This window comes from Heyndrickxia acidiproducens DSM 23148 (genome assembly GCF_000374345.1).
In the GTDB taxonomy this organism is placed as follows: domain Bacteria; phylum Bacillota; class Bacilli; order Bacillales; family Bacillaceae_C; genus Weizmannia; species Weizmannia acidiproducens.
The window spans coordinates 87,590-112,838 of record NZ_KB893977.1; the positions used below are offsets into that span (position 1 = coordinate 87,590).

Sequence of the window (25,249 nt, forward strand, 5' to 3'; positions counted from 1 at the left end):
AATTTCTCCTCGGTTATGGTTTGATAAGTTCCATCATACCCTGAATGTCTGTTTTCGACAGCTGCTGGTTCCCGATGACGATTTTTTTTACAATCCCGTCCGGTCCGATTAAAACCGTCGTGGGAAGCGGATCGATATTGTAAGCCGTTTGGACATCACCGGTTTTATCGATCAGAACCGGAAAATTCAAACCGTACTGCTTCACGAAAGCATCGACAAGAAATTTGGTATCCTTGACATGGACGGCGAGAATTTTCACGCCCTTTTTATCGTAGGTTTTGTATAGCTCATTCATATATGGCATTTCTTTTTTGCAGGGTTCGCACCATGTTCCCCAGAAATTCAATAAAACGCCCCGGCCTTTATAATCTGACAGCTGATGCTTTTTGCCTTTCATATCTTTCAGCACAAAATCAGGGGCCTGATCTCCAACCTGCAGCTTTCCGCGTGACTCCTTCGTCAGGTTTGCATACAGTGTATACGCAACTGCTGCCAGTAAAAGCGCAAGAATAATCGTCCGGATCCACAGGCGTTTTTGTTTCGTTTGTGACATTTCTTATCCCCCTGTCTTCAAACTGTCACATAACTATCATACATTATAACATTTTCTCCCGTTTTTTCACTGATTTTTGAAAGTTTTGTAAATAGATATTGAAAAATGAAGGCGCCGTTTGCCGGACACCTCCCGCCTTACTACTGCCGCAGTCCTTTTTCACCGTTTTGCGCAAGCGCCCGCAATTGTTTGACTTCGTGCGGCGTTAATTCTCTTTTTTCACCTGCGTTCATTCCCTTCAGTTTCAATGTGCCGAACGATTCCCGCCTTAACTTCTGCACCTTGTACCCGATTGCCTCAAACATTCGCCGGACTTGGCGGTTTCTGCCTTCATGGATGGTGAGCTCGACAATCGATTTTTGCTTTCGTTTATCGAGGGAGAGCATTTTTGCGCTTGCCGGCGCTGTCATTCCGTCTTCCAGTTTGATCCCCTGTTCAAGCTTTCTTAATTCCTGTTTTGATGGGATGCCCGCAATTTTTGCCACATATGTTTTTTTAATTTCAAAACTTGGGTGCATCAGCAGATTGGCAAATTCGCCGTCATTTGTCACCAATAGAAGGCCGGATGTATCATAGTCAAGGCGCCCGACAGGATACACCCTTTCTGCGATTTCCTGAAAATAATCAGTGACCACTTTTCTGCCTTTATCATCGTCAACAGCTGAAATCACCCCTCTTGGCTTATAAAATAAGTAATATACTTTTTCTTCCCGTTCGATTGGAATGCCTTCCACTTCGATCTTATCGGACGGTGAAACTTTTGTGCCAAGCTCCGTTACCAGTTCTCCGTTCACTTTCACTTTTGCTTCTATAATTAATTGTTCTGCTTTTCTCCGGGAAGTAATGCCTGCCTGGGCGATTACTTTTTGTAAACGTTCCATCTGTTACACCTCAATATTCGTTTTTACAAAGCCTTCCTTTTAGCATTATTACATACCCGAAAGAAAAAGCAAAGAAAGTCTCATAAGTGCCTTATCAGGCCGGCGCCATTTTTCATATCGTTTCAAAATAATAAAAGCACCACCGCCATTGCAATCACCATCCCGACTAAATCAGCCAGCAGGCCGACTTTTAAAGCATCCCCCATTTTTCTAATGCCGACCGCCCCAAAATAAACGGTGATCACATACAGCGTTGTATCGGTGCTGCCCTGGATGACGGAAGCCATTCTGCCGATTAATGAATCAGGGTGATGCGCTTCAAGCAGGCTGCTCAACATACCAAGCGCGGCATTGCCGGATATGGGGCGGATGAAGGCAAGCGGCACGACTTCCGGGGGGATCCCGAACACGCTTAAGACCGGCTTTAAAAAACCGACAAAAAACTCCAATGCGCCGGATGCCCTGAAAATCGTGATAGCCACCAGCATCCCGACTAAAAACGGAATGATGGAAAAAGCAATTTTAATTCCTTCTTTCCCGCCCTCCACAAAAACTTCGTAGGAAGGAATTCTTTTCCACGTGCTGTATACTAAAATAAACCCGATCATAGCCGGAATCATCCAGATGGAAATCAGCGAAATCCACTGCATATCCGCTTCACCTCCTGCGTTTTGCCCTGCGGTAGTAAAAATATCTGTCAATCACGATCGCTGCGATGGTTGTGGCGAATGTGGCAATTAAAGTCGGCGCGACAATTTCCGTAGGGGACGCGGAATTGTAATTCATGCGGATGGCGATCACCGTTGTCGGGATCAGCGTCAGCCCTGAAGTATTTAAGGCAAGGAATGTAATCATTGAGCGGCTGGCCTCGCGTTTCCGCCCGTTCAATTCGTAGAGCTGCTCCATTGCTTTGATGCCGAGCGGGGTTGCCGCATTCCCGAGCCCGAACATATTGGCAATCATATTTGACAAAATATAACCGATGGCCGGATGATTTTCCGGAACCTCGGGAAACAGTTTGGTAATAAGCGGGCGGAATAAATGCGAAAGCTTTTCAAGCAGCCCGGATGCTTCCGCGATTTTCATCATCCCCAGCCAGAATACAAGGACGCTGATGAGACCGATGCTGATGGTTACTGCTTCATTAGCGGCATGGAAAATCGCTTCATTTACCTCCTTCATTCTGCCGTTTACCGCCGCAAACACCAGCCCGATGATTGCCATACCGACCCAAATGTAGTTAACCATGCTGTCTCATCCCCAGTTGGATAAACAGTGCTTTTTTATACAGTTGTATCCACGTTTTCTTTTCTGGAACCGGTTTCCGGCTATAATAAATCGGGGTGCTGCGGATAACCTGGCGATTCAGGTAGACCACGGCTTTCCCGACAACAGGAGGGATATTTTCCTGTTTTTCCCAATTTTTCTCCGGTTTCACTACGCTATATTTGACTTTAACCGCATCTGTTTCGTCTTTTGACAGCGGATAGGTGATATCGTGTTTGAGGTAGACATGATTTTTTAAGTATGGATGGGTCACTGCATCAATTTTTCCTTTTTCAGCAATTAACTTTTTTCCGTAATGGCTGAACCCGTATTCAAACATGGCAATATGGTCATCCCAGTCATTTGCATCATTTAACGTGACAGCAATCAGATGTTCCCCGTTTTTTGCTGCCGTTGATACAAGTGTACGCCGCGCCGCTTTTGTAAACCCTGTTTTTCCGCCTGTACTATACTTGTATTTCTCGGTGAGAAGCCGGTTTTTGTTGCGCCAGCCTTTGTAAAATTTTGTGCCGGTAATTTTTTGATACGTTTTATTTTGCATGGCATAGCGGGTTAAAATGGCCATATCGTAAGCGGTGGAATAATGCTCCCCGTCCGGATCCTCGAGCCCGCTCGGATTGGCGAAATGCGTATTCACCATCCCCAGTTCCTTTGCTTTTTCATTCATCATAAAAACAAATCCTTCAATGCTGCCGCCAACGCTTTCGGCAATGACATTCGCGGCATCATTGCCGGATCTCAGCATTAATCCGTACACGAGATCTTTCAGTTTCCATTCATCTCCCGCCCTTAAATACAAGGACGAGCCTTCCGTACGAATCGCGCGGCTCGTCACGGCTACATTCTGATCCATTTTTCCGGATTCAATCGCGAGGATGGCCGTCATAATTTTGGTGATCGAAGCAATGCTGCGCGGTTCATACGCGTTTTTCTCGTATAAAATCCTCCCTGTATCCTGATCCATTAATATCGCGCTTCCGGCTTGCACCGATAAATCCGCGGCCTTTGCCGGATAAGAGGGCAGGGCTGCAAAAAACACAAATCCCGCCACTGCATAAAGGAATAGTCGTTTCATAAAAAAGCTCCTTTTTCTTCAGCTTTGCTGGACAATTTTCTTTTGTACAAGTCTATGCATGAACCGGCAGCATAAGAATAAAAAAACACCATTAAAAAAGGCCTGCAGCCGGAACGCTTGCAAACCTGTTGGCAGATTGAAACATGATTTCAATCCTTTTCTTCATTAAATTTTTCAAAAAACAAATCCGCTTCTTCTTCAGGAAAGTCATCTTCCAGCGGTTCGGGAAACGGCGGCAGTTCTTTTAAATCCTTTAAGCCGAAATGATCCAGAAATTCTTTTGTCGTTCCGTAAAGAATCGCCCGTCCCGCGCCGTTTTGCCTGCCGACTTCCCGGATCAGGCCCTTGGACATCAGCGTTTGCAGCGGGCGTTCGGTTTTAACGCCGCGGATTTCTTCTATTTCAATCCTCGTAATCGGCTGTTTATAAGAAATAATGGCCAGCGTCTCCAGCGCGGCCTGTGACAGTGTATTTGTATTCGGCGATTCAACAAGTTTTTTTAGATAGGCCGCGTTTTCTTTTTTCGTTGCCAGCTGATAGGTGCCGGCAAGTTCAATCATCATAATTCCCCGATCAGGATCTTTTTCATAACTTTCCTTTAAACTTTCAATCATTTCAGCAGCCTCAGATTCTTCTATTTCCATCACATGTGTAATCTGCTTTAATGACAAGCCCTCATCGCCTGCGACAAACAACAGGCTCTCCAGGATCCCCTTCCCATTCATCATCTCCACTAACGGTTCTCTCCTTTTCTTGCAACCATGATCTCGCCGAAATTTTTCTCCTGCTCTGCGATGATTTCATGCCTTTTGATCAATTCCAGGATCGCTAAAAAAGTGACGACGATATATTCTTTATCTTGAAAAGGAAATAAGTCGCTGAATCTTTTTCTATCCGGAGTTTCCGGCAGGGCATTTAATACTTCTTCCATTCTCTCTTCGATGGAAAACTCCTGCCTAGTAATTTTCGTTGAGAGCGGTTTTTGCAATTTTTTTCTGCGCAGCAATTTATTTAATGCGCCGATCATATCATAAATCGTCACATCGGCGGGTATTTTTTTTACATTCATATCGCTGGCAAATTCCGACAAATCACTTGGAGGTTTTGTGAACATGTCGCTGCGGTTGTTTTCCAGTTGTTTCAGTTCCCGGGCTGCTTCCTTGTATTTCTTATATTCCAGTAATTTTCCGACAAGGTCATCACGCGGATCTTCTTCATTATCCAGTTCATCCCCGGGCGGTTCTGTTTCCTGCTTTGGAAGCAGCATTTTACTTTTGATTGCCAGCAAAGTGGCGGCCATTACCAAATACTCACTGGCAACATTCAGTTCCAACGTTTTCATCATATGTATATAATCCAGGTACTGCTCTGTGATGTCAGCCATCGGGATATCATATATATCAATTTCCAGCTGATTGATCAGATGCAGCAGAAGATCAAGCGGGCCTTCAAACGCATCTATTTTCACCTTATATTCCATAAAATCCTTACACCGTTCCTTTTCCAGCAGCACTCATTTTCCAATACAGGCATGCAAACAAAACGCATCCGCCGGGATAGGCACAGGCCCATACAACAGCGGGGGCGTCTACATAGTATACCATGAAATGAATGTTGAGGGAGGGTTTCTCATGTCAGACGGATTTGCTTACGGCAGCGGCTTTGCTTTGATCGTTGTGCTTTTTATTTTGTTGATTATTGTCGGCAGTGCCTATATCTGGTAACCACCGTAAAGGAACTCCGGAAAAAACCGGGGTTCCTTTATATTGGCTGATGATTCCCGCTTTTTAAAGAAAATCATGTCTGCAAAAAGAAGACCTGATCATGACCGGTCTTCTTTTTCATTGCACTTATGAAAAAAATCGACAATGTATTTGTTCGGAATCACTTCTTTTTCTTCATACAGTTGTTTCAATGCCTTGACCATGCTTTTCCCGATCCCCTGGTCCCGATAGGATGGATTAACAGAAATATGCTGGATTTCGACACGGTCATCGTTTACCACGACCCCGATCAGGCCAATGATATCATCATCTTCCTTCCAAAGAAAAAGCTGCCAGTTTTCTTCTGTTTCATACAAATTTTTCGTTTGCTGGAGTTTTTTTAAATCTTTTTCATCTGGCATAAACGATAAAAGACCCATTGCGATCTTATCAAATGATTTTTTATACCGAATTAGCATATATATCCCTCGTCATGTTATCCGTTTTAATTCAAAACGCTTTACTTATTAGTATATTCTTATTTTAGAGAATGTAAACAGGAAAATACCCAACTTCATATTTACCATATGCATGGCAGAAAAACAAGCATGGCATCTTAAGTCAGGGATACACGGAGGCGGATATCATTTCGGATTAAGTCGGCATAAGTTTCCCGTTTGACGACAAGTTCTGCCCTGCCGCTTTCGACAAAAACCACCGGCGGGCGCGGGATCCGGTTATAATTGTTGGCCATCGAGTAGCCGTAAGCGCCGGTACAGAATACAGCAAGCAAATCATCACTTTCGGGCTTCGGGACAGGCAAATCCCATATCAGCATGTCCCCGGATTCGCAGCATTTCCCGGCAATTGACACGGTTTCTTCACATTTTTCCAGCGGGCGGTTGGCAAATACAGCTTCATATTTGGCATCATAAAGCGCAGGGCGGATATTATCGCTCATGCCGCCGTCTACAGCCAGGTATTTTCTGACATTCGGCACTTCTTTGCTTGATCCGACAGAATATAATGTCGTTCCGGCTTCTCCGACAAGTGAGCGTCCAGGCTCAATCCAGATTTCAGGTACCTTGAGGCCGTTGTCCCGGGCCTGTTTTTTTACTTCTTTTACAATCTCTTCAACATAATAACCGGGTGGAAGCGGATGGTCTTCGTTTGTATAGCGGATGCCAAACCCGCCCCCTAAATTCAGCACCTCAGGGAAGTAATGGTATTTATGATTCCATTCCACCAGTTTTGCCATAATTTTTTGCACCGCCAAAACGAAACCGGTCGTTTCGAAAATTTGTGACCCAATATGACAGTGCATACCGAGAAGTTCAAAAGAATTTGACTGCAAGGCTTGTTTGAGTGCGGCTTCAGCCTGCCCATTCTGGAGGCCAAAGCCGAATTTTGAATCTTCCTGGCCCGTTAATATATAATCATGCGTGTGTGCCTCTATCCCGGGCGTTACCCGCAATAAAACCGGCACTTTGCACTTTCTGCTGCGGCACAGCCTTTCCAGCATGTCCAGTTCATAAAAATTATCGACAACGATACAGCCAATATTTGCATCCAAAGCCATTTCCAGTTCTTCGCGGCTTTTATTATTGCCATGAAAATGAATCTTTTCAACTGGAAATTCAGCAGCCAGGGCCGTATACAGTTCCCCGCCTGAAACCACATCGAGGGATAAACCTTCTTCATTCGCAATCTGCAGCATGGCAATGGACGAAAAAGCTTTGCTGGCATATGCCACCTGCGCCGTTACCCCAAGCGTTTGAAACGTTTCTTTAAATGCTCTGGCCCGCTGCCGTATTAAAGCAATATCATATACATAAAGGGGCGTCCCAAACCGGGCAGCCAGGTCAACCGTATCGACGCCGCCGATTTCCAAATGCCCCTTGCCATTTACTTTCATCGTTCCGTATTCAATCATTGTTTCAACCCCACCGTTCACAATAAATTCCTTTCGCTTTTCCCTGAATCAATAAGCCGTGCAGCAGCCGAAAAGAAGTATAGACAGCCCGTGATTGAAACTGTCTATCTTTTTACCGGGCTGGCCATCTTTTCACCAGGGGCCGGCCTTAATCTTCTATCAAATTATGCTAAACTTATCATAAAAATGCGATTTCCGCAATAGTTTATGCATCGGGCGGCTGCCTGAACCGGTCACCGGGATGAACGATGCTCGGCCGCAGTTTCGAACCCGGCACCGGCCTTCTGAAGATGATTTGCAAAAACGCCATTGGGTTGAACGGAATGAACGGCCAGAAATAGGGGGTATTTAATGAACGGATGGACACCAGAAATAAAAGGAACACCGTGCTGCCGATGACAAATCCCTTCACCTGAAAAAATCCGACGGCAATCAACAGCGTAACACGTGCGATCTTATTGGCAACGCTTAATTCATAGCTTGGCGTTACAAATGTGCCAATGGCTGCTGCTGATACGTAAAGAATCACTTCTGATACAAACAGCCCGACTTCGACGGCAATTTCCCCCACCATAACGGCCGCAATCAAGCCCATCGCAGTGGCCAGCGGCGTCGGTGTATGGATCGCGGCAATCCGCATAAATTCAACGCCGAGATCGGCAATCAAAAGCTGGAGAATAAGCGGGATGTGGGATTCTTTATTGGGGCCGATATATTCCAGCTTGTCCGGCAGCAATGCTGTGTCAACCGAAACCAAATACCAGAGCGGCAGCAGAAAAATGGATGTAAAAATCCCCAAAAATCGTACCCAGCGGATAAATGTCCCGACGGCTGCGGCCTGCCGGTATTCTTCCGCATGCTGCATATGGTGGAAAACAGTGGTCGGGGTGATCATCACGCTTGGCGATGTATCCACAAAAATCAATACATGGCCTTCAAGCAGGTGGGCGGCGCCGACATCTGCACGCTCAGTATAACGGATCAGCGGAAATGGATTAAACCCCTGTTTTTGCAGAAATTCTTCGACCGTTTTGTCCGCCATCGTAATGCCGTCAGTATCTATCGCTTTGATCTCCCGCCTGACCGTTTCGATTAATTCCGGATCAGCAACACCATCAATATAGGCAATGGATACATCTGTTTTCGAGCGTTCCCCCACCTTCATCATTTCAAACCGGAGGCGCTCGTCACGGATGCGCCTGCGTGTTAAAGCCGTGTTAAAGACAATATTTTCCACGTAGCCATCGCGTGATCCCCTTACCACTTTCTCTGTATCCGGCTCCATCGGCGTCCTTCCCGGATAATTGCGGACATCAATGATAATCGCTTCATTTTCCCCTTCCACAACGATGGCAATCAGCCCTGACAAAACCCGGTCCACCATTTCATCAAGCGTTTTGGCAGTTTCGACCTGCATATGGGCAATTTGATTTTGGATCAGCTCATATGCTGCTTTATTGGAAGGATGGTCACCTTTGTTCAGCGCGAAGAGTGTTTTCAGAATTTGGATAATGGACATGGTATCCACCAGTCCGTTAAGATAGTAAAGTTGTAACTCCTTTTTTAGAATTTGGACCTTTCTTACCCCGATGTCATAGCTGACGCCTAAACCAACATGTTCTTTAAAAAAAGTTTCCAACACTTCCGGGTTGTCCGGAATCGGCCTTTTCTTGCCCGTATTATCCATGCTTATCCGCCCCTTTCTTAAAGATTTATAAAATAGAGCCACTGGAACAAGGATCCGATGATTTTCCCGAGGGCAATCGCCATCAGCGCGCTTGCCAGCTGGCCGTCGATTCCGATTCTTTTTGCAAAAATTGGAATCACATTAATGACTTCTGTTAAAGCCGCTGCAAGCATTCCGACAAAAACCCCGCAAAATAAGCCGGCAGGTACCGCAAGCAAGGGAGAAAACTGCCCGGCCGGGTTTCTCAGGCTGCCCCATGTTCCCGCCAGCGCTCCTAATACGACAGACCATTCATAGGATTGGATAAACCGGGCTGTTTTTGACAGCTGTACCAGCCTCGGTACAATGCCCAGTACCGTGAGAAAAGCTACAAATCCGCATCCTGCGACAAGCCCGCCGCCCAAGCCGAGCAGGACCACGAATAAATCTTTAACGATCATCATCAAAGTGTTTGATGTTCTCCTCGTTTTCGTTCAGCAAAATATAGCGGTCGATATCCTGCTGGTAATTAAAAATTTCCACTTCAAGCGGGCTTGGCTCTTCATTAAACCGTTTTTTAAATAAATGGTTAAAAAAAATGATCATCCCGGCCCCGAGCCCGAAAGAGTATGGAATTTGAAAAAGCAGCGGCGTGTCGTCATGAATACCGGTAATCATATAATAAATTTTCTCTTGGGCCGCCCGCATTCCCACGTCCACATGAAAATTGATGATCGCAAGGGCTGACCCGAGAAAAAGCAGGATCCATATCAATGTAAATAACAGGAACGGCACTTTCCTTTTCCGCCCGGCAATTTCAATGATGGTTTGCGAAGGCCCGACCGGCGAAATTTCAGCTGCCGGAACTTGTTTTTTTATCGCCGTAATCATTTTCATTAAATCAATGACAACTGTTTCCCGGTCCGCTTTTGAAAGATGGTAAATAGGAATTTGCGGAAGGAGGCCTTGCAAATGGCCGGGGGCATTGATTTGTGCAATATGGGTTAGAAGGATTAAACTATCAGGTTTTACGCGGATCCGGTGGCGCGGCCGCAAATATATCGTTTCATCCATTTTAATCACCCCGCCGATATCTTAGTCGTTGTTAGTATGCGGTAATGTGGGCAATTCATGCATACAGGGGAAATGATTTGAGGAACAAAGGGGATGAACCGCCCCTGTTATGGATCGTTCGGGGTGAATTTTTGCGCGCAAAAAAAGCGCATAGCTTTTTACATCTCCATGCGCTCTTTCATGACTTCCAATATTTTTTTCTCAAGCCGGGAAACCTGGACCTGGGAAATGCCAAGCCGGTCGGCGACTTCAGATTGGGTCTGGTCTTTGTAATATCTGAGGTAGACGATCAGGCGTTCCCTTTCTTCCAATCCCCTGATGGCTTCCTGCAAGGCGATTTTATCAAACCATTTCTGGTCATTCTGGTCAGAAATCTGGTCAAGCAAAGTAATGGGGTCGCCATCGTTTTCATAAACCGTCTCATGGATGGAAGAAGGGGATTTTCCCGCTTCCTGCGCCATTACAACGTCTTCAACGGTAATCCCGAGCCATTCGGAAAGCTCAAGTACGGTGGGCGACCTGCCGTGCTTTTTCGTTAACTCATCACGTGCTTTCCGGATGCGGTTGCCCGTTTCTTTTAAAGACCGGCTGACTTTTACGGTACCATCATCACGCAAAAAACGCTGAATCTCCCCGATGATCATGGGAACCGCATAGGTTGAGAATTTTACATCGTAGGATAAGTCAAATTTATCCACCGATTTTAGGAGGCCGATACAGCCGATTTGGAATAAATCATCCGGTTCGTATCCGCGGTTTAAAAAGCGCTGGACAACGCTCCAGACCAGCCGCATATTTTTTTCAACAATCAGATCGCGTGCCGCCTGCTCCCCGCTTTGGCTGCGCCTGATTAAGTCTTTGACCTCTTCATCCTTTAAATAGGTGTGTTTTTTGCCTTTTTTCAGTTCTACATCCATCGGCACGACTCCTTAATTGCATAAGGCATTTTTCAGGGCCAAATGCTTTTTTAGACGAACGACGGTGCCTGATTCTGGTTGTGACTGGATTTCCACATCGTCCATAAAGTTCTCCATAATGGTAAAGCCCATCCCGGATCTTTCGAGTTCAGGCTTTGTTGTAAACAAGGGCTGGCGGGCTTCTTCCACATCTTCAATGCCTTTGCCTTCGTCGCGGATCACCAGTTCAACTGTCCCGTCTTCTTCAATAGCCGCCGACAAATAGACAGTCTCCTCCGGATTTCCTTCATAACCGTGGATGATCGCATTTGTTACCGCTTCTGAGACAACGGTTTTAATTTCAGTCAATTCGTCAAGTGTCGGATCAAGCTGTGCAATAAAAGCCGCAACGGTTATACGGGCAAAGGATTCATTTTGGCTGAGCGCTGTGAATTGCAGGTGCATTTCATTTTTCATTCAGGCAACCCCCAATCTGTGGAGCGCATATTGTTCGGATTTATCTAAGCGGATAATTTTAAACAGGCCGGATAATTCAAACAATCTCTTCACGGCCGGAGAAATCGCGCAAACGACCATTTCCCCGTTTTTCTGTTTAATTTGCTTATATCTTCCCAAAATGACGCCCAAACCGGAGCTGTCCATAAAGGAAAGCTGTTCCAGGTTCAGGACAAGATGGTGGATGCCGTTCTGGTCAATTGCCTTTGTCACGCTCTCGCGCAGCGCTTCAGCCGTGTGGTGGTCCAATTCCCCCTGAAGCCTGATACATAAAACATCTTTTTTCACTTCCAAGTCAATCGCTAGACTCACAATTAATAGCCTCCTTCGCTTTTAATAGTGAGTCATTCGACTTTGGTTCCCGATTTTCCTTCCTGTTGACAAAAGAAGTAGGAAATCAACAAAAATAGGTCCCATTCGACATTAGTTTGAGCGGGCAAACATGCCGATTGTCCGTTTGAACAGCTGCCACCAGCCGGCCTCCTTCACGGATTGGTTGGAAACAAGTGTTGTTTTTGCCAATTGTTTTCCGTCTTCCGTGATGGTCAGCGTCCCGATCGGATCCCCTTTTTTTACAGGCGCTTTTATATGTTCCTTCAGTTTTACTGTTTTCTTAATGCGCGATAATTTTTCGCCTTTTTTGGTTAAGACGGAAACCGGCTCAGTTGTCACGGCACGGATCCGTTTTGCGCTGCCTTTGCTGACTTTTACTTCAGCAAGTACGGCCCCTTTTTTATAAAGCGAATGTGTCATGTACTGGCTGAAGGCAAAGTCGAGCATTTTCGTTACCTGGGCATTCCGGTCTTTTGTCGACGGTGCGCCAAATACAACAGCAATCACCCGCATCCCGTCTTTTTTGGCCGTGGCAGTCAGGCAAAACTTCGCATCATTGGTAAAGCCGGTTTTTAAGCCGTCCACGCCCGGATAATAGCGGACAAGCTTATTGGTGTTCACAAGCCAGAACTTTTTATCCGTATCTTCCCGTAAGTAGTCTTCATATTTGCCCGTAAATTTCGTGACTTCCTCGTGTTTTAAAAGTTCTTTCGCCATCATGGCCATATCGTAGGACGAACTGTAGTGGCCTTTTACAGGAAGCCCTGTGACATTTGCAAATTTGGTGTCTTTCAGCCCGAGTTCCCTTGCTCTTTCATTCATGCGGTCGACAAATGCTTCTTCGCTGCCGGAGATCCTTTCCGCCATCGCGACCGCCGCATCGTTCGCCGATCCGATTGCGATCCCTTTCAGCATTTGTTCAACCGTCATTTCTTCACCCGGTTCAAGGAAGATTTGCGATCCGCCCATTGATGCCGCATACTCACTGGTCCGCACTTTTTCGTCCATTTTAATGCTGCCTTTATCAAGTGCTTCCATGATTAACAGCATCGTCATAATTTTCGTCATGGAGGCAGGCGGCAGTTCTTCATGGCTGTTTTTACTGTATAATACCGTGCCAGTGTCCCGTTCAATCAAAATGGCTGAACGGGCATTCGAAGCCAGTTCATTCTTTTTCCCGGCGGCATCCGCACGGGGCTGGAAAACTGCGGCCGCAAAGATCAGACAAATAAGGAGACTTCCGATTTTCTTCATGATGACCCTCCATCTTGTAGAATAGTAAAACCTTCATGCAACATCCACGAATCAAAAGGTGATTCAATTCCTGCATATACAGAACCAGTTTTTCCAACATCATGATTTTTATACAGCGTTTTCCTTTAGAAAAATAAGAACAGCAACTGGAGGCATATTACCGAAACAAGCAGGAAAGCAAAAAACAAAAAAACCGGAGCAACAACACTCCTGGGAGAGGGATCATGCAGGCCGCTATCGGTGCAAAACCATTGTAATCCGCTAAAAAGCAAGATCCGTATTCAGGCAATGCGGCACCGAATTGACTTTGCGCCTATCTCTTCATTATTCTCGTCTCTTTCAAAAAGAAAAAAAAGGCCGGGCACCGGTTTTCATCGGGACGGAAATTTCCGTCCACTTTAAGAAAGCGGTGCTAGGCCCTCGGGTGGAACTTTGCGTATACATCTTTTAATCTCGTTTTTGAAACATGGGTGTAGATCTGGGTGGTGGAAATATCGGCATGGCCGAGCATTTCCTGGACCGCCCTTAAATCGGCGCCGTTTTCGATCAGGTGGGTCGCAAAAGAATGCCTGAGCGTATGCGGCGTAATATCTTTTTCAATGTTTGCCTTTTTCGCGAGCCCTTTTAAAATCTTCCAAAACCCCTGTCTCGTCAAACGGCGGCCGTGGTGGTTCAAAAACAGCGCATCCGTCCTGTGCTGCGCGGATATCAGTTTTGGGCGCCCGTCTTTTATGTAGCGTTCAACCGAGCTGGCGGCTGTCCTGCCGATCGGGATAATCCTTTCTTTGTCGCCTTTGCCGATGCACTGGATAAATCCCATAGTCAAGTGAAGGCTATCTAAATTCAGCTGGATCAATTCACTAACCCGCATCCCGGTCGCATACAGCATTTCGAGCATCGCCTGGTCACGCATATGGAGAGGTGTGTCCCCTTTCGGCGCGGCAAGCAACGCTTCGACTTCCTGGATCGTTAAAACTTTCGGCAGGCTTCTTTCCGGGCGCGGCGTTTCAATATGGACGGTCGGATCCTGGTCCGTTGCCTTATCCCTCAGAAGAAACTGGTGAAAAGAACGGATGGAAGCAATATGGCGTGCGATCGTTTTCGATGATTTACCTTGTGTCTTTAAAAAATTCAAAAAGTGGAGGATATGGACACGCGTCACATCATTTAAAGAACCGAGCTGCTCCACTTTCTGCATGTACCGGATATAACTGTGCAGGTCACGCTCATACGATTTGACCGTATTGTCCGCCAGCCCTTTTTCAACAACCATAAAATGCATAAAGTCTTTCAATTGATCTTCCATTTTCATTACTCCCCGTCCAAATAAAAGAGCAGCAGGCGCTGTACCCATGCCGGCTGTTCCGGCGACTCTGCACTCACTTTCACTGCAGCCCCCTTTGGTTTTTGATAGCGGTGGTAGCTTTCATATTCCTGATTCACCCACATAATAGCAAAGTAAAAAAGCAGTGTGAAACCCGAAAACAGAATAAAGATTTTAAGTGCATGCAGCATCATTTTAAACCACGGCATTGTCCGCCCGTCCTTTCCCGTATTGTCCTAATACAAGCTATGACAGACTTTTGCCGTTTTATACATTTTTTCCGAAATCAAGTAAAATTTCCATCCTGCCCGTCTGAGATTAGAATAACCTTCAGGCAGGTTTGCGAATAATAAAAACCTTTTCCTGATTGAAAAGGCTTGTTTATTTTTCATCCGTATTTTCTTTTTTCCGGGCTTCTTTTTCCTTTGCCTGGCACCTGTGGCAGATCCCGTGAAAAGTCAGGCGATGATCCTTTATCATAAAATTCCAGCGGGTCTCGACAATTTTCTCAACGTTCTCCAGTAAATCTTCCTGAATTTCATCCACAGCGCCGCATTCAATACAGACAAGATGATGATGGAAATGCGCAGCGCCCTCTTGCCTGAGATCATAACGGTATACTCCATCGCCAAAATTGATTTTATCGACAACTTTAAGTTCCGTTAATAATTCCAGTGTGCGGTAGACGGTGGCAAGCCCGATCTCCGGAGACTTTTCTTTTACAAGGAGGTAAACATCTTCCGCACTCAAGTGGTCTGTCTCATGCTCCAGCAAAACACGCACTGTCGCTTCCCGTTGTGGTGTCAACTTGTAGCTGGCCGAGTGTAATTGTTTTTTTATTCTCTCTATGCGAGCTTCTTCCATTTTTTCTCCCCCTTGCCGCTGTCTATGACATTATAGCAGATTAAGGGAAATAATCAAAATGAAATGATTATAAACTATTAAATATAATGATTACTATTAAGGAATGATTATTCATTTATGATTTTCATCACAGTTTGCATTAATTCAGGAGAAATATACGCTTCGATGCCTGCAGCCATAAGGGCGATCAGAAAGGCAGCAACAAGGGCCATGCAGTACTTCATGAACAGCTGGAAAAACGCAAAATGAACGTTTTGCTTCATAAAAATTTTACGGATTAAATTTAAGGAAAACATCACCGCCATGACGGAAGTAAAGATGAATACGGGAATAATCAGCAGGTTTTGCGGCAGGACGGTGGCAAATGACAGCAAAAATCCGTTCCAGCCCATCTGGTTGACCAAAAACCCAATTGAAAATCCGACAACCAGCCCCTTTAAAAATAGCAGGATCAAAATCAGCGGCAGGCCGATAATGGAAATGCCAAGCACCCAGATCAGCCCGAGAAATTTCATATTGTGAAAAAAGCTGGACCGGAACAAATCTTCAGCGGCAGCAACTTTACCGGCCGACACTTGTCCGAAAAACTGTTTCAAGTAAAAGAATAAATCTTCTTTTTGGGCAATGGACAAGCTGTTCACAATAATTGCCCCAAATATGACGCCCATCAAAAAGAGTACAATAATAAAAGAATAGATAGAGGAGTTTTCTTGGATATGGCGACTGATTGGATTAGCTGGCTCGTTTAATTTCCGCATGGATTTCCCCCCTGGATCATAAATCATCTCTATGGACAATTTATGGCGCAGGGAAGCTTTTTATGCTTTTAATATTTTTGCGAAAAACAGGGTTTCTGCCGGAAATCACTTGCAGGCGATAAGTTTTTCAGTTTAAACGTTTTTTCTTATCACTGCAGCCAGGGGGCGGTCCCCCGGCCGCATATTAGCCCATCTGCCCATTTTTTACCCTGCCGTATTTCCCGCCTCCGCCTGATTCAAGCTGAAGTGTGCCTTCCCGCGCTTTCACGATCATATCAGCCAGTTCCGGTTTCACGACTTCTGCAAGCGCAGCCGCCGGTACCCGGTGCAAAATATCCATTTCCGTTCCGAAATGGTCGAGAAGTCCGGCCATGGTTTTCGGCCCGAGCCCCGGCAAAAATTCAAGCGGCACCTGGTGGATATAAGGCGGACGCGTTGCAAGCGGCACAGCATCGGCCAGTTCCGTTATTCTTTCTGAAACACCTTTTACCTTTTGCGTTGAACCGCAGTGCAGGCATCTTTCCTCACCGGCAGGCATCCGGCACTTTGCGCAGGTCGTGGTGTAGTACTTGCCAAGCAAAGGATTTAACCCGTAATTGGCGAGGACTTTTTGATCCCCGCAGCCATGGAACGCTTGTAACACAGAATCGAAATCGGGGGCTTTAAGCTGCAGTGCCTGGTACTCCCTTGCGATTTTTGCGAGCGAATGCGCATCCGAATTGGTGGTGAAAGTATAGCGGTGCAGTTCTCCGATCCGGTCTGCCATCGAGGTGTCTGAGCTTAAGCCTAATTCAACGGCATCGATCAGGTCCGGATCAAGTACTTCTGTGAGCGAACGATGGACGCCTTTTCCGTAAAGACTTTTAAAAGGCGTAAAGACATGGGCGGGAATAAACATCCCGGACAGTGCTTTTACTTTTTCCTGCAGTTCGGAAGCAGATGCCCGGATCCGCTGCGTGCTCAAATGCAGATTCGACACTTTTGCGGCATACCACCGGGAAAATGCCACAAGCGCTTCCAGCGTTGGAAAATAGCCAAGCACATGGATCGGGCCAAGGCAATGTGCATCGTTGACTTCCACCTCTACCCCCGGAATCAGCGTCACTTTATCCTGATACCGGAAACCGCCCGCCGTAAGCGGCACCAAATCCCCTGTATCAACCAGCGTTTTCAATTCCAAAATGACTTCGGGTGAGTGGCAGTCAATAACGCCGACAATATCCAATCCCTTCGGCTGTTTGGCAGCCTGTAAAATATTTGACAAAGTTAACGTGCGAGACCCCGTAATTTTCACTGCCTTGCCTGTACGGGTACGGCCGATGTGGATATGAAGATCCGCAAAAAATCGCTGCAAACTCATTTTTGCGCCTCTGTCATGAGCCAGTGCTGGATCGCAATCAGTGTTTTGGCATCGCATATTTTTCCGGACGCCAATAACTGCCTCGTTTCTTCCCTTGTGAATTCCGTAATTTCAACAAATTCATCGTCATCCGTTGCTTTCGGGTTCGCCAATTTTTCAAGGCCTGTAGCCAGGTACAGATGGATCCACTCATCGGCGAAGCCGGGCGATGTATAAAAAGCGGTAACAGGTTCCAGTTTTTCGCACGCATACCCCGTCTCTTCCTCCAGTTCGCGGAGCGCTGCTTTTACCGGCTCTTCCCCCGGTTCCAGTTTTCCCGCCGGTATCTCAATCAAGGCACGTTCCGCCGCTTTCCGGTACTGCTCGACAAGCACAATTTTATTTTCCTTAGTAACAGCAAGCACCGCAACTGCACCGGGATGGTAAATAACTTCGCGCTTGGACGTTTTTCCGTCCGGCAGTTTGACATCCAGCACCTTGAGATGCACAATCTTGCCGTTAAAAATTTCTTCTGTCTTTAAAGTCTTTTCTTCAAATTTATGCATGTCCTAATCTCCTTGTTCTTAATCGAAATCTCTCTCATATATATTAGCACAAACAGACTTCGTTATCGGTATGCCGAAACCGGGAGGGAATCATTTGACGATTATTGTCCATCAAAAAGGCATCATCATGAAAGGGAAAGCCTGGGAAATCCGTGAACAGCTGAAAAAATACAGCCGCGAGTTTACGACTGTAGCCGAATGGATTAAAAAAGCCGGTGCATAACTTCTTTTTTGTTTTCTTCCCCTCTTCCCGTTACAATAGAAGAAAAAAGGGGAGTTGAATATGGAAAAAAACCGCTTAGGCACTTCCGATCTTTATGTATCAAAACTCGGCCTCGGCTGTATGTCAATCGGAACAGATGAAAAAAACGCAAGGGCGATCATCGAAACGGCCCTTGAAGAAGGCATCAATTATTTTGATACCGCCGATCTTTACGATCACGGGGTAAATGAAGAAATAGTCGGGAAGGCCCTGCAGCCGGTGCGAGAAAAAGTCATCATCGCATCAAAAGCCGGGAACCGCTGGGATGATGACGGCCAAGGGTGGCATTGGGACGCATCGAAAGCCTATATGAAAGAGGCTGCAAAACAAAGTTTAAAGCGGCTGGGTACCGATTATATCGATCTTTACCAATTGCACGGCGGCACTTTGGATGATCCAATTGATGAAACAATTGAAGCTTTTGAAGAATTAAAATCAGAAGGCATCATCCGCCACTACGGGATTTCATCGATCCGCCCGAATGTGATCCGGGCGTATGTAAAGCGATCCCATATCACAAGCGTCATGATGCAGTATAGTTTATTGGACCGCCGCCCGGAAGAGTCGGTGATGGACCTGCTGGCAGATAACCAGATCAGTATGGTCACAAGAGGGCCTGTTGCCAAAGGAATTTTAAGCGAAAAAATGCTGGCGAAAGTGCCGGGCAGCGGTTTTCTTGACTATTCCTATGAAGAACTTGAAAAACTTTTAGGAGAAATAAAAGACATGACATCAGGCGGAGCCCGGACAATTCTGGAACTCGCTCTCCAGTTTAATCTTGCACATGCCCCTGTTGCCGCCGTGGTTGCCGGCGCCAGCTCGCCCGCGCAGGTCCGCGCCAATGCAAAAGCGGTTCAGGCCAGGCCGTTAAGCAGCCGTGAACTCACGCGGTTGTCTTCTATCACGAAACAAAATACCTACCAGTCACATCGTTGACCTTTCCCCGCTGCAAAGCAAAGAACGGACATGCCGTTCTTTGCTTTGTACGATATCCGGACGTTTATGACTCCCCCAGCCCGGAAGAAAAACTTTTACGCCCGTATTTTCTACAATTTTCTTTTACAACCGACACCTCTGTCTGTCGAAATCCCAAATAAAGGAAAGAAATAATGAAATCCTGATACCCTTTTCATTTTTCGGAAAAGAAAAGAGATCATTTTGTCGGAATAAAGTTCAAGAACACTCGACAAGTTTCACCACCCCTACTAGGAAAAAATATCTATACTCATGATAGGCCTTCAGGTATTCAGGGAGAAATACAGGTACAGGCAGACCTTTTGAAAAAGAGGGCAAAAAAAAGCTGCAGGCCGAAAGTATGAGCGCATACGGCTGGATGGAATAAGATATATGTAGGGGGATGTTAATGGGGGAAAATATCCATCATTCAAATAAACCACTGGACAAAGAATGGGTCGATTTGATCAGTTTGGCAAAAGAGAAAGGGCTTACGGTTTCTGAGGTCCAATCGTTTTTAAGAAAAAAAGATTCAGCAAATTACAGGGCTTAACAGGGCACGGAACAAGCTTCTGATTCTTTGTGCCCCTTTTGTTCTGTATATCAAACACACGCTCCGTTATATGTTATAATATAACGGAGGTAGGTGAACTGCATGATTGGAGATCGAATTAAAAGCTACCGCCTGCAGAAGGAATTGTCTTTATCTGAATTAGCCGAAAAGGCAGGAGTGGCAAAATCTTATCTGAGCTCGATTGAACGCAATATCCAATCTAATCCATCTATTCAGTTTCTCGAAAAAATTTCGCAAGTACTCGGAGTGCCGGTGAATACTTTACTCCATGATAAAATAGATGAAACAACGGCTGAACTGGATGCCGAATGGGAGCAGCTTGTAATAGAAGCCATGAATTCCGGCGTGTCTAAAGAAGAGTTTCGCGAGTTTCTTGAATTTAACAAATGGAAATTGCACAGAAAATAAAAGCACGGGCAGCTGCTCTTTCGCAGGCTGCCCGTGCTTTTATATCTGCGCCCGGCCGGGACATTATTTGTATTTATGCCAATCCATTGGCGACTCATCCAGCAGTTCAGCAAACGATTTATTTTTGTCCCGCTGCCTTCTTTCTTCCCTTTTCTTTTCTGCTTCCGCTTTTTTCTTCTTCTCCTCGGCCGTGGCCAATTCCTGTTTGGCCTGTTTCAGTTTCGCCAAAACATCAGACCCGAGTGCATCCTGCAAACGTAATTTTTCTTCACGTTTCCCGCTTTTAGACCGCACCTGTTTCTTTTTCGCCATTTTTTCCTGCCTGCAAAGCCTGCGCGCGGCTGCTTTCATAGACGCCGCCCTGCTGTTGTGTACACGGATTTACAGGCAGATCCGCCACCTTTCTTCACTTAAATTCATTCGTTTCTATCATTATACACTGGAGATGGTTTAAAAAAAATGATGATTGACAGAACTCGCCTTTAAAAACTGATGCAAACTTTGGTATAGTATCAGTAAAGGTATCGTTTATGCCTGCCCTTTTTGAATCCTTTCCGCCTTATCTTTTCGTCAAGTAACAGATGTCTCACTTTCGATTGACAGACAGGAGTGTCCATGTATGAAATCTTTTTTTGACACATTCATCCGTACCACAATCACAATTCCCTGCATGGTCTTGCTATGGGCCCTGGTTTATTTCAGTTTCCACCAATTGTTTTGGTTGTCACTTTTTGTATCGCTTGCAGGCGGATTTTTGATCAACCGTTTCATCAAATGGCGGATGCTGAGAAGTTTCCTGAAAGAGCAGCAGCTGTCCAAACAGGATTATGCCTATATCCGTAAAAACTTGAAGGAAGCGGAACCAAAAATCAAACGCCTGCAAAAAACGTTTTTTTCCGTCCGCAAAATTGGAACTTTCAAGCTCTTTTATGATATGAATAAAGTAATCAAAAAAATTCATGCCCTTGTGAAGAAGGAGCCAAAACGCTTTTACCAGGCAGAATCTTTTTATTTCTACCATTTGGATTCGATGGTGGAACTCGCGGAAAAATTTGCGCTCCTGAATACGCAGCCGGTTAAAAATAAAGAAATCGAGGACAGCATCGAGGCTACCACTGAAACATTAAAACAATTGAGCCATGAAACGGAGAAAGATTTATACCATATGCTCTCCACTGACATCGATGAACTTGACTTTGAACTGGCTTATGCAAAACATTCGCTAAAGCGCAACCCCCCTCTCCAAAATGAAAGGAGTGTTAAGAAATGACAGAAGCAAAAGAACCGCTGTGGCAGGAAACAAGCGGTGAACTTGACGATTTGCTTGCCGACCCTTTTGGCGGCCGGGAACTTGCAGAAGAGCAGGCAAACAGCAGCGTGCAGAATGCCGGCAGCCGGAAACCAGCCCGGCTGGTGGACATGCTTCCGGAAGAAAACCGCCAGAAAGCGTATGAACTCGCTAAACAAATTGACCCGGCCAACCATCAGGCTGTGATTCTATACGGCACGCAGGCACAATCCAAGCTGCTCAACTTTTCGCACACGATGCTCGATCAGGTGCAAAAGAAGGATATTGGTGAAATTGGCGATATTTTAAATGATTTGATGCGCAAGCTGGATCAGGTTAACCCGGAAGAACTGGCGCCCGAAAAGAAAAACTTTTTCTCGCGCATGTTCGGGAAAATCTCCAATTCGGTCCAGGAAATACTATCCAAATACCAGAAAACAAGTGCACAGATTGACCGTATCAGTGTCAAACTCGACCTATCCAAAAAAACGCTGCTGAAAGACATCCAAATGCTTGAGCAGCTTTATGAAAAGAATAAGGATTACTTCCATGCTCTCAACATTTATATTGCGGCCGGGGAATTAAAAGTTGAGGAACTGCAGACCAGGACGATTCCCGAACTGAAAAAGAAGGCGGAAGAAACCGGGGATCAGATGGCATTTCAGGAAGTCAATGATATGATCCAGTTTACCGACCGCCTTGAAAAACGGCTGCATGATTTGAAATTAAGCCGCCAGATCACAATCCAAAGCGCGCCGCAAATCCGCCTGATTCAAAATACAAACCAGACATTAGCGGAAAAAATCCAGTCATCGATTATGACCGCGATCCCGCTGTGGAAAAACCAGATCGCAATTGCCTTGACGCTCATCCGTCAGCGCCATGCAGTTGAAGCGCAAAAGCAGGTCTCGAAAACGACAAATGAATTGCTTTTACGAAATGCGGAAATGCTGAAGGCCAATACAGTCGAAACTGCACAGGAAAACGAACGCGGCCTTGTCGATATTGAAACGTTGAAAAAAACGCAGGAAAGCCTCGTTTCCACTTTAGAAGAAACGCTGCGCATCCAGCAGGAAGGCCGTGCGAAACGCCACCAGGCTGAACAGGAACTGGTCACGATGGAAAACGAGTTGAAACAAAAATTACTAGATTTAAAATAATGCAGGCAGCCTGGAAGTTTCACTTTAGTTAAGCTTTTGGAGGGATTTTCATTTGAAAACAGTTTTATCGTGGCTGGGCAGTGCGGCAGTGCTCGCTTCCGGGCTCGGCTTTTACATGTCGGAACGGGTCATGCATATGCGGAAAAAAAATGAACAATTGATTATCAGCCGCGAAGTTTCAGCAAAACGCCTGAATCTGAATGATTACAAGTTACTGCCGAAAGAAGAAGTATGGATTCAATCCCCTTTTGGCTATATGCTTAAATCCATATGGGTCAAACCCCATGTATCTTCTAAAAAGTTTATGATTTTCTGCCACGGGGTCACTGAAAATAAAATGAACTCCATTAAATATATGAATCTCTTTCTCGAAAGGGGATTCAATGCCATTATTTACGACCACAGGCGCCACGGCGAATCCGGGGGGAAGACAACCAGTTACGGCTATTACGAAAAATTTGATTTAAAAGCAGTCGTGGATGAATTGGTTGCCCGCGAAGGCGCGGATGTCTTTTTCGGCATCCACGGCGAATCAATGGGCGCGGCGACGCTTTTACTGTATGCCGGGATGGTGGAAGACCGGGCAGACTTCTATATTGCTGACTGCCCCTTCTCCAGCTTCCGTACGCAATTGATCCAGGAGTTCACCCACGAATTAAAACTGCCGGGAAAATGGTTCTTTCCGCTCGCCGATTTGTTTATCCGGATCCGTGACGGCTACTCTCTTCGCCATGTTTCGCCCCTCGATGTGGTGGATCGCATCCAAAAACCGGTCTTATTTATCCACAGTGAGCAGGATGACTACATCCTTCCGGAAATGACGAAGGCTTTGTACGAAAAGAAAAAAGGGGCAAAACAACTGTTTATTGCCAAAAACGGCGCCCACGCGCAGTCTTTTAATTTAAACCGGGAAATGTACGAAAAGGCAATTGATGCATTTCTTGAACATATTGTCCGTGCTCACAATCACTCTTAACAAGGCAGGCGGGACCGCTTCCCCCTGTTTTTTTTGCCGGTTCTTCGCTATCCCGCCGTTTTCCATAACATTCGCCCATGATTTTGAATAAAGTAATAAGAATATGTTAAATGGGGAGTGTTTTCAGATGGAAGTTTATGTGGTGCAGCAAGGCGATTCACTTTGGCGGATCGCAAACCGGCTGAACGTAGATCTCGCACAACTGCTTTCGGCCAACGGGTTAACTGCTACATCAAGGCTTGTGCCCGGCCAGGCTTTGGCAGTGCCGAACCCGGTATGGCAATATATCGTCCAGCCCGGCGACCAGCTCGGCACAATTGCCGCACGCTATGGCGTAACAGTACAGGCGCTTGCACAGGCCAATCAGATTAGAAATCCGGCTGCGATTTCTCCCGGGCGGATGTTAACCATGCCTTACCGCGATCACACGGTGAAAGCGGGTGAAACTTTATACAGTATCGCCCAAACCTACGGGGTAAGCCTGCAAAGAATCATCCGGGCCAACCAGCTTGGGAGCGCAGACACCCTCATGGTAAACCGGATGCTGCGGATTCCGCCCCCCCTGCGGCCGGTAAAAGAAATCAATACTTATACAACCGGTTTTGGCGCCGGGGGAATCAGCGAAGTCAGCCGCTTAGGGCCTTATCTTACTTACCTGTCCCCTTTCCGCTACGCTTTTCGGGCAGACGGCAGCCTGACCTCTTTGAATGACCGCCCGGTTCTGGAAGCAGCCCGGGCGCATGGCGTCCTGCCGCTGTTGATTCTTGCCAATTTTGCAGAAAACGGCTTTAGTTCCGACCTGGCGGCACAGCTTTTGCGGAATGAAGCGATTCAAAACACGCTGATAAACAATCTTTTAACAGTGATGAGGCAAAAAGGATACGGTGGTGTAAATTTCGATTTTGAATATGTCTACCCGGAAGACCGCGACCGTTATACCGCTTTTTTAAGACGGGTTACCGAGCGTCTTCACCCGGAAGGCTTTCTCGTTTCGACTGCGCTCGCCCCGAAAACTTCCGGAACCCAAACAGGCCTGCTTTATGAAGCCCATGATTATGGAGCGCACGCTGCGATTGTTGATTTTATCATCCTGATGACATACGAATGGGGCTGGGCCGGCGGCAGGCCGCTGGCGATCGCGCCGTTAAACGAAGTAAAGCGCGTTCTCGATTATGCCATCACCGTTATCCCGCCTGAAAAAATTATGATGGGTGCGCCGCTGTACGGCCGTGACTGGAAAATCCCGTGGCAGCAGGGCACGCTCGCACGGACCGTAAGCCCGCAGGAAGCCGTTGCTTTAGCGGTGAAATACGGCGCTTCTATCCGTTACCATCCAACATCCCAATCGCCGTATTTCAATTACACCGACGAAAGCGGCCAGCAGCATGAAGTGTGGTTTGAAGACGCGCGCAGCATGCGGGCAAAAATCAATCTGCTGAACCAGTACGGCCTGCGCGGCATCAGCTACTGGGTGCTTGGCAACCCGTTTCCGCAAAATTGGATTGTGCAGGAAGACCTCGTGCGGGCAAGAAAACTTTAATTGCAAGAAACCGGCATTTTTTTCAGGCCTGCCCCTCCTGAGGAAAAGGATGCCGGATTTTTTTG

Annotated in this window: 32 protein-coding genes; 9 read left to right on the plus strand and 23 right to left on the minus strand. The window is 46.2% G+C overall.

Translation table 11 applies throughout. From position 1 onward, the window contains the following. Nucleotides 1-13: 13 nt before the first annotated feature. The 7 genes from resA to C232_RS0101440 all read right to left on the minus strand — a co-directional run bounded on the left by resA (nucleotide 14) and on the right by C232_RS0101440 (nucleotide 5,276). The gene (resA, locus tag C232_RS0101405; RefSeq protein WP_018660492.1) at nucleotides 14-553 is read right to left on the minus strand and encodes a thiol-disulfide oxidoreductase ResA; all 540 of its coding nucleotides are present in this window, start codon (nucleotides 551-553) and stop codon (nucleotides 14-16) included. A gap of 140 nt (nucleotides 554-693) precedes the next feature. Further along, nucleotides 694-1,434, minus strand: coding sequence for a pseudouridine synthase (locus C232_RS0101410; protein ID WP_018660494.1), 741 nt, complete (start codon nucleotides 1,432-1,434; stop codon nucleotides 694-696). A 122-nt stretch (nucleotides 1,435-1,556) separates the two neighbouring features. Continuing rightward, nucleotides 1,557-2,084 (minus strand): spore maturation protein, encoded by a 528-nt coding sequence (locus C232_RS0101415; RefSeq protein ID WP_018660496.1) that lies wholly within the window; start codon nucleotides 2,082-2,084, stop codon nucleotides 1,557-1,559. A gap of 7 nt (nucleotides 2,085-2,091) precedes the next feature. Next, the gene (locus tag C232_RS0101420; RefSeq protein ID WP_018660498.1) at nucleotides 2,092-2,682 is read right to left on the minus strand and encodes a nucleoside recognition domain-containing protein; all 591 of its coding nucleotides are present in this window, start codon (nucleotides 2,680-2,682) and stop codon (nucleotides 2,092-2,094) included. Further along, entirely contained in the window at nucleotides 2,675-3,796 is a 1,122-nt protein-coding gene (locus C232_RS0101425; RefSeq protein WP_018660500.1) for a D-alanyl-D-alanine carboxypeptidase family protein, read from the minus strand. Before C232_RS0101425 ends, C232_RS0101420 begins: the two co-directional genes overlap by 8 nt. Before the next feature lie 149 nt (nucleotides 3,797-3,945). Next, entirely contained in the window at nucleotides 3,946-4,524 is a 579-nt protein-coding gene (gene scpB, locus C232_RS0101435; RefSeq protein ID WP_422723649.1) for an SMC-Scp complex subunit ScpB, read from the minus strand. Between the two features lie 5 nt (nucleotides 4,525-4,529). After that, nucleotides 4,530-5,276: a segregation/condensation protein A gene (locus C232_RS0101440; protein WP_026314427.1), complete on the minus strand. Its 747-nt coding sequence runs from the start codon at nucleotides 5,274-5,276 to the stop codon at nucleotides 4,530-4,532. A 151-nt stretch (nucleotides 5,277-5,427) separates the two neighbouring features. On the opposite strand from C232_RS0101440, the gene C232_RS19160 reads away from it, so the two are divergent. Continuing rightward, on the plus strand, nucleotides 5,428-5,520 hold the full coding sequence (locus C232_RS19160) for a YjcZ family sporulation protein (protein ID WP_018660508.1): 93 nt from the start codon (nucleotides 5,428-5,430) through the stop codon (nucleotides 5,518-5,520). A 98-nt stretch (nucleotides 5,521-5,618) separates the two neighbouring features. On the opposite strand, the gene C232_RS0101450 is transcribed toward C232_RS19160, so the two are convergent. The 15 genes from C232_RS0101450 to C232_RS0101525 all read right to left on the minus strand — a co-directional run bounded on the left by C232_RS0101450 (nucleotide 5,619) and on the right by C232_RS0101525 (nucleotide 18,022). After that, nucleotides 5,619-5,978, minus strand: coding sequence for a GNAT family N-acetyltransferase (locus C232_RS0101450; RefSeq protein ID WP_018660510.1), 360 nt, complete (start codon nucleotides 5,976-5,978; stop codon nucleotides 5,619-5,621). A gap of 137 nt (nucleotides 5,979-6,115) precedes the next feature. After that, on the minus strand, nucleotides 6,116-7,432 hold the full coding sequence (gene lysA, locus C232_RS0101455; protein ID WP_018660512.1) for a diaminopimelate decarboxylase: 1,317 nt from the start codon (nucleotides 7,430-7,432) through the stop codon (nucleotides 6,116-6,118). A 205-nt stretch (nucleotides 7,433-7,637) separates the two neighbouring features. Continuing rightward, nucleotides 7,638-9,119 carry a spore germination protein gene (locus C232_RS0101460; RefSeq protein ID WP_018660514.1) on the minus strand — a complete coding sequence of 494 codons (1,482 nt, stop codon included), beginning with the start codon at nucleotides 9,117-9,119 and terminating at the stop codon, nucleotides 7,638-7,640. A 17-nt stretch (nucleotides 9,120-9,136) separates the two neighbouring features. After that, nucleotides 9,137-9,559 carry a stage V sporulation protein AB gene (locus tag C232_RS0101465; protein ID WP_026314428.1) on the minus strand — a complete coding sequence of 141 codons (423 nt, stop codon included), beginning with the start codon at nucleotides 9,557-9,559 and terminating at the stop codon, nucleotides 9,137-9,139. Then, entirely contained in the window at nucleotides 9,549-10,172 is a 624-nt protein-coding gene (locus tag C232_RS0101470; protein ID WP_018660518.1) for a stage V sporulation protein AA, read from the minus strand. The genes C232_RS0101465 and C232_RS0101470 overlap by 11 nt, the downstream gene beginning before the upstream one ends. 158 nt (nucleotides 10,173-10,330) lie before the next feature. Then, nucleotides 10,331-11,089 (minus strand): RNA polymerase sporulation sigma factor SigF, encoded by a 759-nt coding sequence (sigF, locus tag C232_RS0101475; protein WP_018660519.1) that lies wholly within the window; start codon nucleotides 11,087-11,089, stop codon nucleotides 10,331-10,333. Between the two features lie 12 nt (nucleotides 11,090-11,101). Beyond that, nucleotides 11,102-11,545, minus strand: coding sequence for an anti-sigma F factor (spoIIAB, locus tag C232_RS0101480; protein WP_018660521.1), 444 nt, complete (start codon nucleotides 11,543-11,545; stop codon nucleotides 11,102-11,104). Beyond that, nucleotides 11,546-11,896, minus strand: coding sequence for an anti-sigma F factor antagonist (gene spoIIAA, locus C232_RS0101485; RefSeq protein WP_018660522.1), 351 nt, complete (start codon nucleotides 11,894-11,896; stop codon nucleotides 11,546-11,548). Between the two features lie 111 nt (nucleotides 11,897-12,007). Beyond that, nucleotides 12,008-13,171 carry a D-alanyl-D-alanine carboxypeptidase family protein gene (locus C232_RS0101490; RefSeq protein WP_018660524.1) on the minus strand — a complete coding sequence of 388 codons (1,164 nt, stop codon included), beginning with the start codon at nucleotides 13,169-13,171 and terminating at the stop codon, nucleotides 12,008-12,010. 412 nt (nucleotides 13,172-13,583) lie between these two features. Continuing rightward, nucleotides 13,584-14,477 (minus strand): site-specific tyrosine recombinase XerD, encoded by an 894-nt coding sequence (gene xerD, locus C232_RS0101495; protein WP_018660526.1) that lies wholly within the window; start codon nucleotides 14,475-14,477, stop codon nucleotides 13,584-13,586. Nucleotides 14,478-14,482: 5 nt separating this feature from the next. Next, nucleotides 14,483-14,704 (minus strand): YqzK family protein, encoded by a 222-nt coding sequence (locus tag C232_RS0101500; protein ID WP_018660528.1) that lies wholly within the window; start codon nucleotides 14,702-14,704, stop codon nucleotides 14,483-14,485. Nucleotides 14,705-14,876: 172 nt separating this feature from the next. Continuing rightward, entirely contained in the window at nucleotides 14,877-15,359 is a 483-nt protein-coding gene (gene fur, locus C232_RS0101510; RefSeq protein WP_018660532.1) for a ferric iron uptake transcriptional regulator, read from the minus strand. A 107-nt stretch (nucleotides 15,360-15,466) separates the two neighbouring features. Beyond that, the gene (gene spoIIM, locus C232_RS0101515) at nucleotides 15,467-16,117 is read right to left on the minus strand and encodes a stage II sporulation protein M (RefSeq protein WP_018660534.1); all 651 of its coding nucleotides are present in this window, start codon (nucleotides 16,115-16,117) and stop codon (nucleotides 15,467-15,469) included. A 184-nt stretch (nucleotides 16,118-16,301) separates the two neighbouring features. Continuing rightward, on the minus strand, nucleotides 16,302-17,477 hold the full coding sequence (locus tag C232_RS0101520) for an endonuclease Q family protein (RefSeq protein WP_018660535.1): 1,176 nt from the start codon (nucleotides 17,475-17,477) through the stop codon (nucleotides 16,302-16,304). Then, complete coding sequence (locus C232_RS0101525; RefSeq protein ID WP_018660536.1) at nucleotides 17,474-18,022, minus strand: NUDIX hydrolase; 549 nt, start codon at nucleotides 18,020-18,022, stop codon at nucleotides 17,474-17,476. The genes C232_RS0101520 and C232_RS0101525 overlap by 4 nt, the downstream gene beginning before the upstream one ends. Nucleotides 18,023-18,116: 94 nt before the next feature. Here C232_RS0101525 and mciZ point away from each other — a divergent pair, with 94 nt between their 5' ends. From mciZ to C232_RS0101545, 4 genes are all read left to right on the plus strand, one after another. Further along, nucleotides 18,117-18,245, plus strand: coding sequence for a Z-ring formation inhibitor MciZ (mciZ, locus tag C232_RS0101530; RefSeq protein ID WP_018660538.1), 129 nt, complete (start codon nucleotides 18,117-18,119; stop codon nucleotides 18,243-18,245). Nucleotides 18,246-18,305: 60 nt separating this feature from the next. Next, nucleotides 18,306-19,220 (plus strand): aldo/keto reductase, encoded by a 915-nt coding sequence (locus C232_RS0101535; RefSeq protein WP_018660541.1) that lies wholly within the window; start codon nucleotides 18,306-18,308, stop codon nucleotides 19,218-19,220. Nucleotides 19,221-19,647: 427 nt separating this feature from the next. Then, entirely contained in the window at nucleotides 19,648-19,791 is a 144-nt protein-coding gene (locus tag C232_RS19165) for an anti-repressor SinI family protein (protein WP_018660543.1), read from the plus strand. A 102-nt stretch (nucleotides 19,792-19,893) separates the two neighbouring features. Beyond that, nucleotides 19,894-20,220 (plus strand): helix-turn-helix domain-containing protein, encoded by a 327-nt coding sequence (locus tag C232_RS0101545; protein ID WP_018660544.1) that lies wholly within the window; start codon nucleotides 19,894-19,896, stop codon nucleotides 20,218-20,220. A gap of 63 nt (nucleotides 20,221-20,283) precedes the next feature. Here the strand turns inward: C232_RS0101545 and C232_RS0101550 are convergent, their stop codons facing one another. Beyond that, nucleotides 20,284-20,571 (minus strand): YqkE family protein, encoded by a 288-nt coding sequence (locus tag C232_RS0101550; protein WP_018660546.1) that lies wholly within the window; start codon nucleotides 20,569-20,571, stop codon nucleotides 20,284-20,286. A gap of 268 nt (nucleotides 20,572-20,839) precedes the next feature. Here C232_RS0101550 and C232_RS0101555 point away from each other — a divergent pair, with 268 nt between their 5' ends. The 4 genes from C232_RS0101555 (at nucleotide 20,840) to C232_RS0101570 (ending at nucleotide 25,184) form a co-directional block, all read left to right on the plus strand. Further along, nucleotides 20,840-21,490: a 5-bromo-4-chloroindolyl phosphate hydrolysis family protein gene (locus tag C232_RS0101555; protein WP_018660548.1), complete on the plus strand. Its 651-nt coding sequence runs from the start codon at nucleotides 20,840-20,842 to the stop codon at nucleotides 21,488-21,490. Next, on the plus strand, nucleotides 21,487-22,668 hold the full coding sequence (locus C232_RS0101560; RefSeq protein WP_018660550.1) for a toxic anion resistance protein: 1,182 nt from the start codon (nucleotides 21,487-21,489) through the stop codon (nucleotides 22,666-22,668). The genes C232_RS0101555 and C232_RS0101560 overlap by 4 nt, the downstream gene beginning before the upstream one ends. 52 nt (nucleotides 22,669-22,720) lie before the next feature. Then, entirely contained in the window at nucleotides 22,721-23,644 is a 924-nt protein-coding gene (locus tag C232_RS0101565; RefSeq protein WP_018660552.1) for an alpha/beta hydrolase, read from the plus strand. A 127-nt stretch (nucleotides 23,645-23,771) separates the two neighbouring features. Then, complete coding sequence (locus C232_RS0101570) at nucleotides 23,772-25,184, plus strand: glycoside hydrolase family 18 protein (RefSeq protein WP_018660554.1); 1,413 nt, start codon at nucleotides 23,772-23,774, stop codon at nucleotides 25,182-25,184. The last annotated feature ends 65 nt before the right edge of the window (nucleotides 25,185-25,249 follow it).

Bases quoted from the DNA above. Each gene is read 5' to 3' on its own strand.
- C232_RS0101440 (WP_026314427.1), bottom strand. From the start codon at position 5,276: ATGGAATATAAGGTGAAAATAGATGCGTTTGAAGGCCCGCTTGATCTT.
- scpB (WP_422723649.1), bottom strand. From the start codon at position 4,524: ATGATGAATGGGAAGGGGATCCTGGAGAGCCTGTTGTTTGTCGCAGGC.
- C232_RS0101450 (WP_018660510.1), bottom strand. From the start codon at position 5,978: ATGCTAATTCGGTATAAAAAATCATTTGATAAGATCGCAATGGGTCTT.
- C232_RS0101420 (WP_018660498.1), bottom strand. From the start codon at position 2,682: ATGGTTAACTACATTTGGGTCGGTATGGCAATCATCGGGCTGGTGTTT.
- C232_RS0101525 (WP_018660536.1), bottom strand. From the start codon at position 18,022: ATGCATAAATTTGAAGAAAAGACTTTAAAGACAGAAGAAATTTTTAAC.
- lysA (WP_018660512.1), bottom strand. From the start codon at position 7,432: ATGATTGAATACGGAACGATGAAAGTAAATGGCAAGGGGCATTTGGAA.
- spoIIM (WP_018660534.1), bottom strand. From the start codon at position 16,117: ATGCGGAAATTAAACGAGCCAGCTAATCCAATCAGTCGCCATATCCAA.
- C232_RS19165 (WP_018660543.1), top strand. From the start codon at position 19,648: ATGGGGGAAAATATCCATCATTCAAATAAACCACTGGACAAAGAATGG.
- C232_RS0101465 (WP_026314428.1), bottom strand. From the start codon at position 9,559: ATGATCGTTAAAGATTTATTCGTGGTCCTGCTCGGCTTGGGCGGCGGG.
- C232_RS0101520 (WP_018660535.1), bottom strand. From the start codon at position 17,477: ATGAGTTTGCAGCGATTTTTTGCGGATCTTCATATCCACATCGGCCGT.
- C232_RS0101410 (WP_018660494.1), bottom strand. From the start codon at position 1,434: ATGGAACGTTTACAAAAAGTAATCGCCCAGGCAGGCATTACTTCCCGG.
- C232_RS0101415 (WP_018660496.1), bottom strand. From the start codon at position 2,084: ATGCAGTGGATTTCGCTGATTTCCATCTGGATGATTCCGGCTATGATC.
- C232_RS0101500 (WP_018660528.1), bottom strand. From the start codon at position 14,704: ATGCCGTGGTTTAAAATGATGCTGCATGCACTTAAAATCTTTATTCTG.
- C232_RS0101460 (WP_018660514.1), bottom strand. From the start codon at position 9,119: ATGGATAATACGGGCAAGAAAAGGCCGATTCCGGACAACCCGGAAGTG.
- C232_RS0101555 (WP_018660548.1), top strand. From the start codon at position 20,840: ATGAAATCTTTTTTTGACACATTCATCCGTACCACAATCACAATTCCC.
- C232_RS0101535 (WP_018660541.1), top strand. From the start codon at position 18,306: ATGGAAAAAAACCGCTTAGGCACTTCCGATCTTTATGTATCAAAACTC.
- C232_RS0101545 (WP_018660544.1), top strand. From the start codon at position 19,894: ATGATTGGAGATCGAATTAAAAGCTACCGCCTGCAGAAGGAATTGTCT.
- C232_RS0101425 (WP_018660500.1), bottom strand. From the start codon at position 3,796: ATGAAACGACTATTCCTTTATGCAGTGGCGGGATTTGTGTTTTTTGCA.
- spoIIAB (WP_018660521.1), bottom strand. From the start codon at position 11,545: ATGAAAAATGAAATGCACCTGCAATTCACAGCGCTCAGCCAAAATGAA.
- resA (WP_018660492.1), bottom strand. From the start codon at position 553: ATGTCACAAACGAAACAAAAACGCCTGTGGATCCGGACGATTATTCTT.
- C232_RS0101470 (WP_018660518.1), bottom strand. From the start codon at position 10,172: ATGGATGAAACGATATATTTGCGGCCGCGCCACCGGATCCGCGTAAAA.
- C232_RS0101550 (WP_018660546.1), bottom strand. From the start codon at position 20,571: ATGAAAGCAGCCGCGCGCAGGCTTTGCAGGCAGGAAAAAATGGCGAAA.
- C232_RS0101490 (WP_018660524.1), bottom strand. From the start codon at position 13,171: ATGAAGAAAATCGGAAGTCTCCTTATTTGTCTGATCTTTGCGGCCGCA.
- C232_RS0101560 (WP_018660550.1), top strand. From the start codon at position 21,487: ATGACAGAAGCAAAAGAACCGCTGTGGCAGGAAACAAGCGGTGAACTT.
- xerD (WP_018660526.1), bottom strand. From the start codon at position 14,477: ATGGAAGATCAATTGAAAGACTTTATGCATTTTATGGTTGTTGAAAAA.
- C232_RS0101570 (WP_018660554.1), top strand. From the start codon at position 23,772: ATGGAAGTTTATGTGGTGCAGCAAGGCGATTCACTTTGGCGGATCGCA.
- sigF (WP_018660519.1), bottom strand. From the start codon at position 11,089: ATGGATGTAGAACTGAAAAAAGGCAAAAAACACACCTATTTAAAGGAT.
- fur (WP_018660532.1), bottom strand. From the start codon at position 15,359: ATGGAAGAAGCTCGCATAGAGAGAATAAAAAAACAATTACACTCGGCC.
- C232_RS19160 (WP_018660508.1), top strand. From the start codon at position 5,428: ATGTCAGACGGATTTGCTTACGGCAGCGGCTTTGCTTTGATCGTTGTG.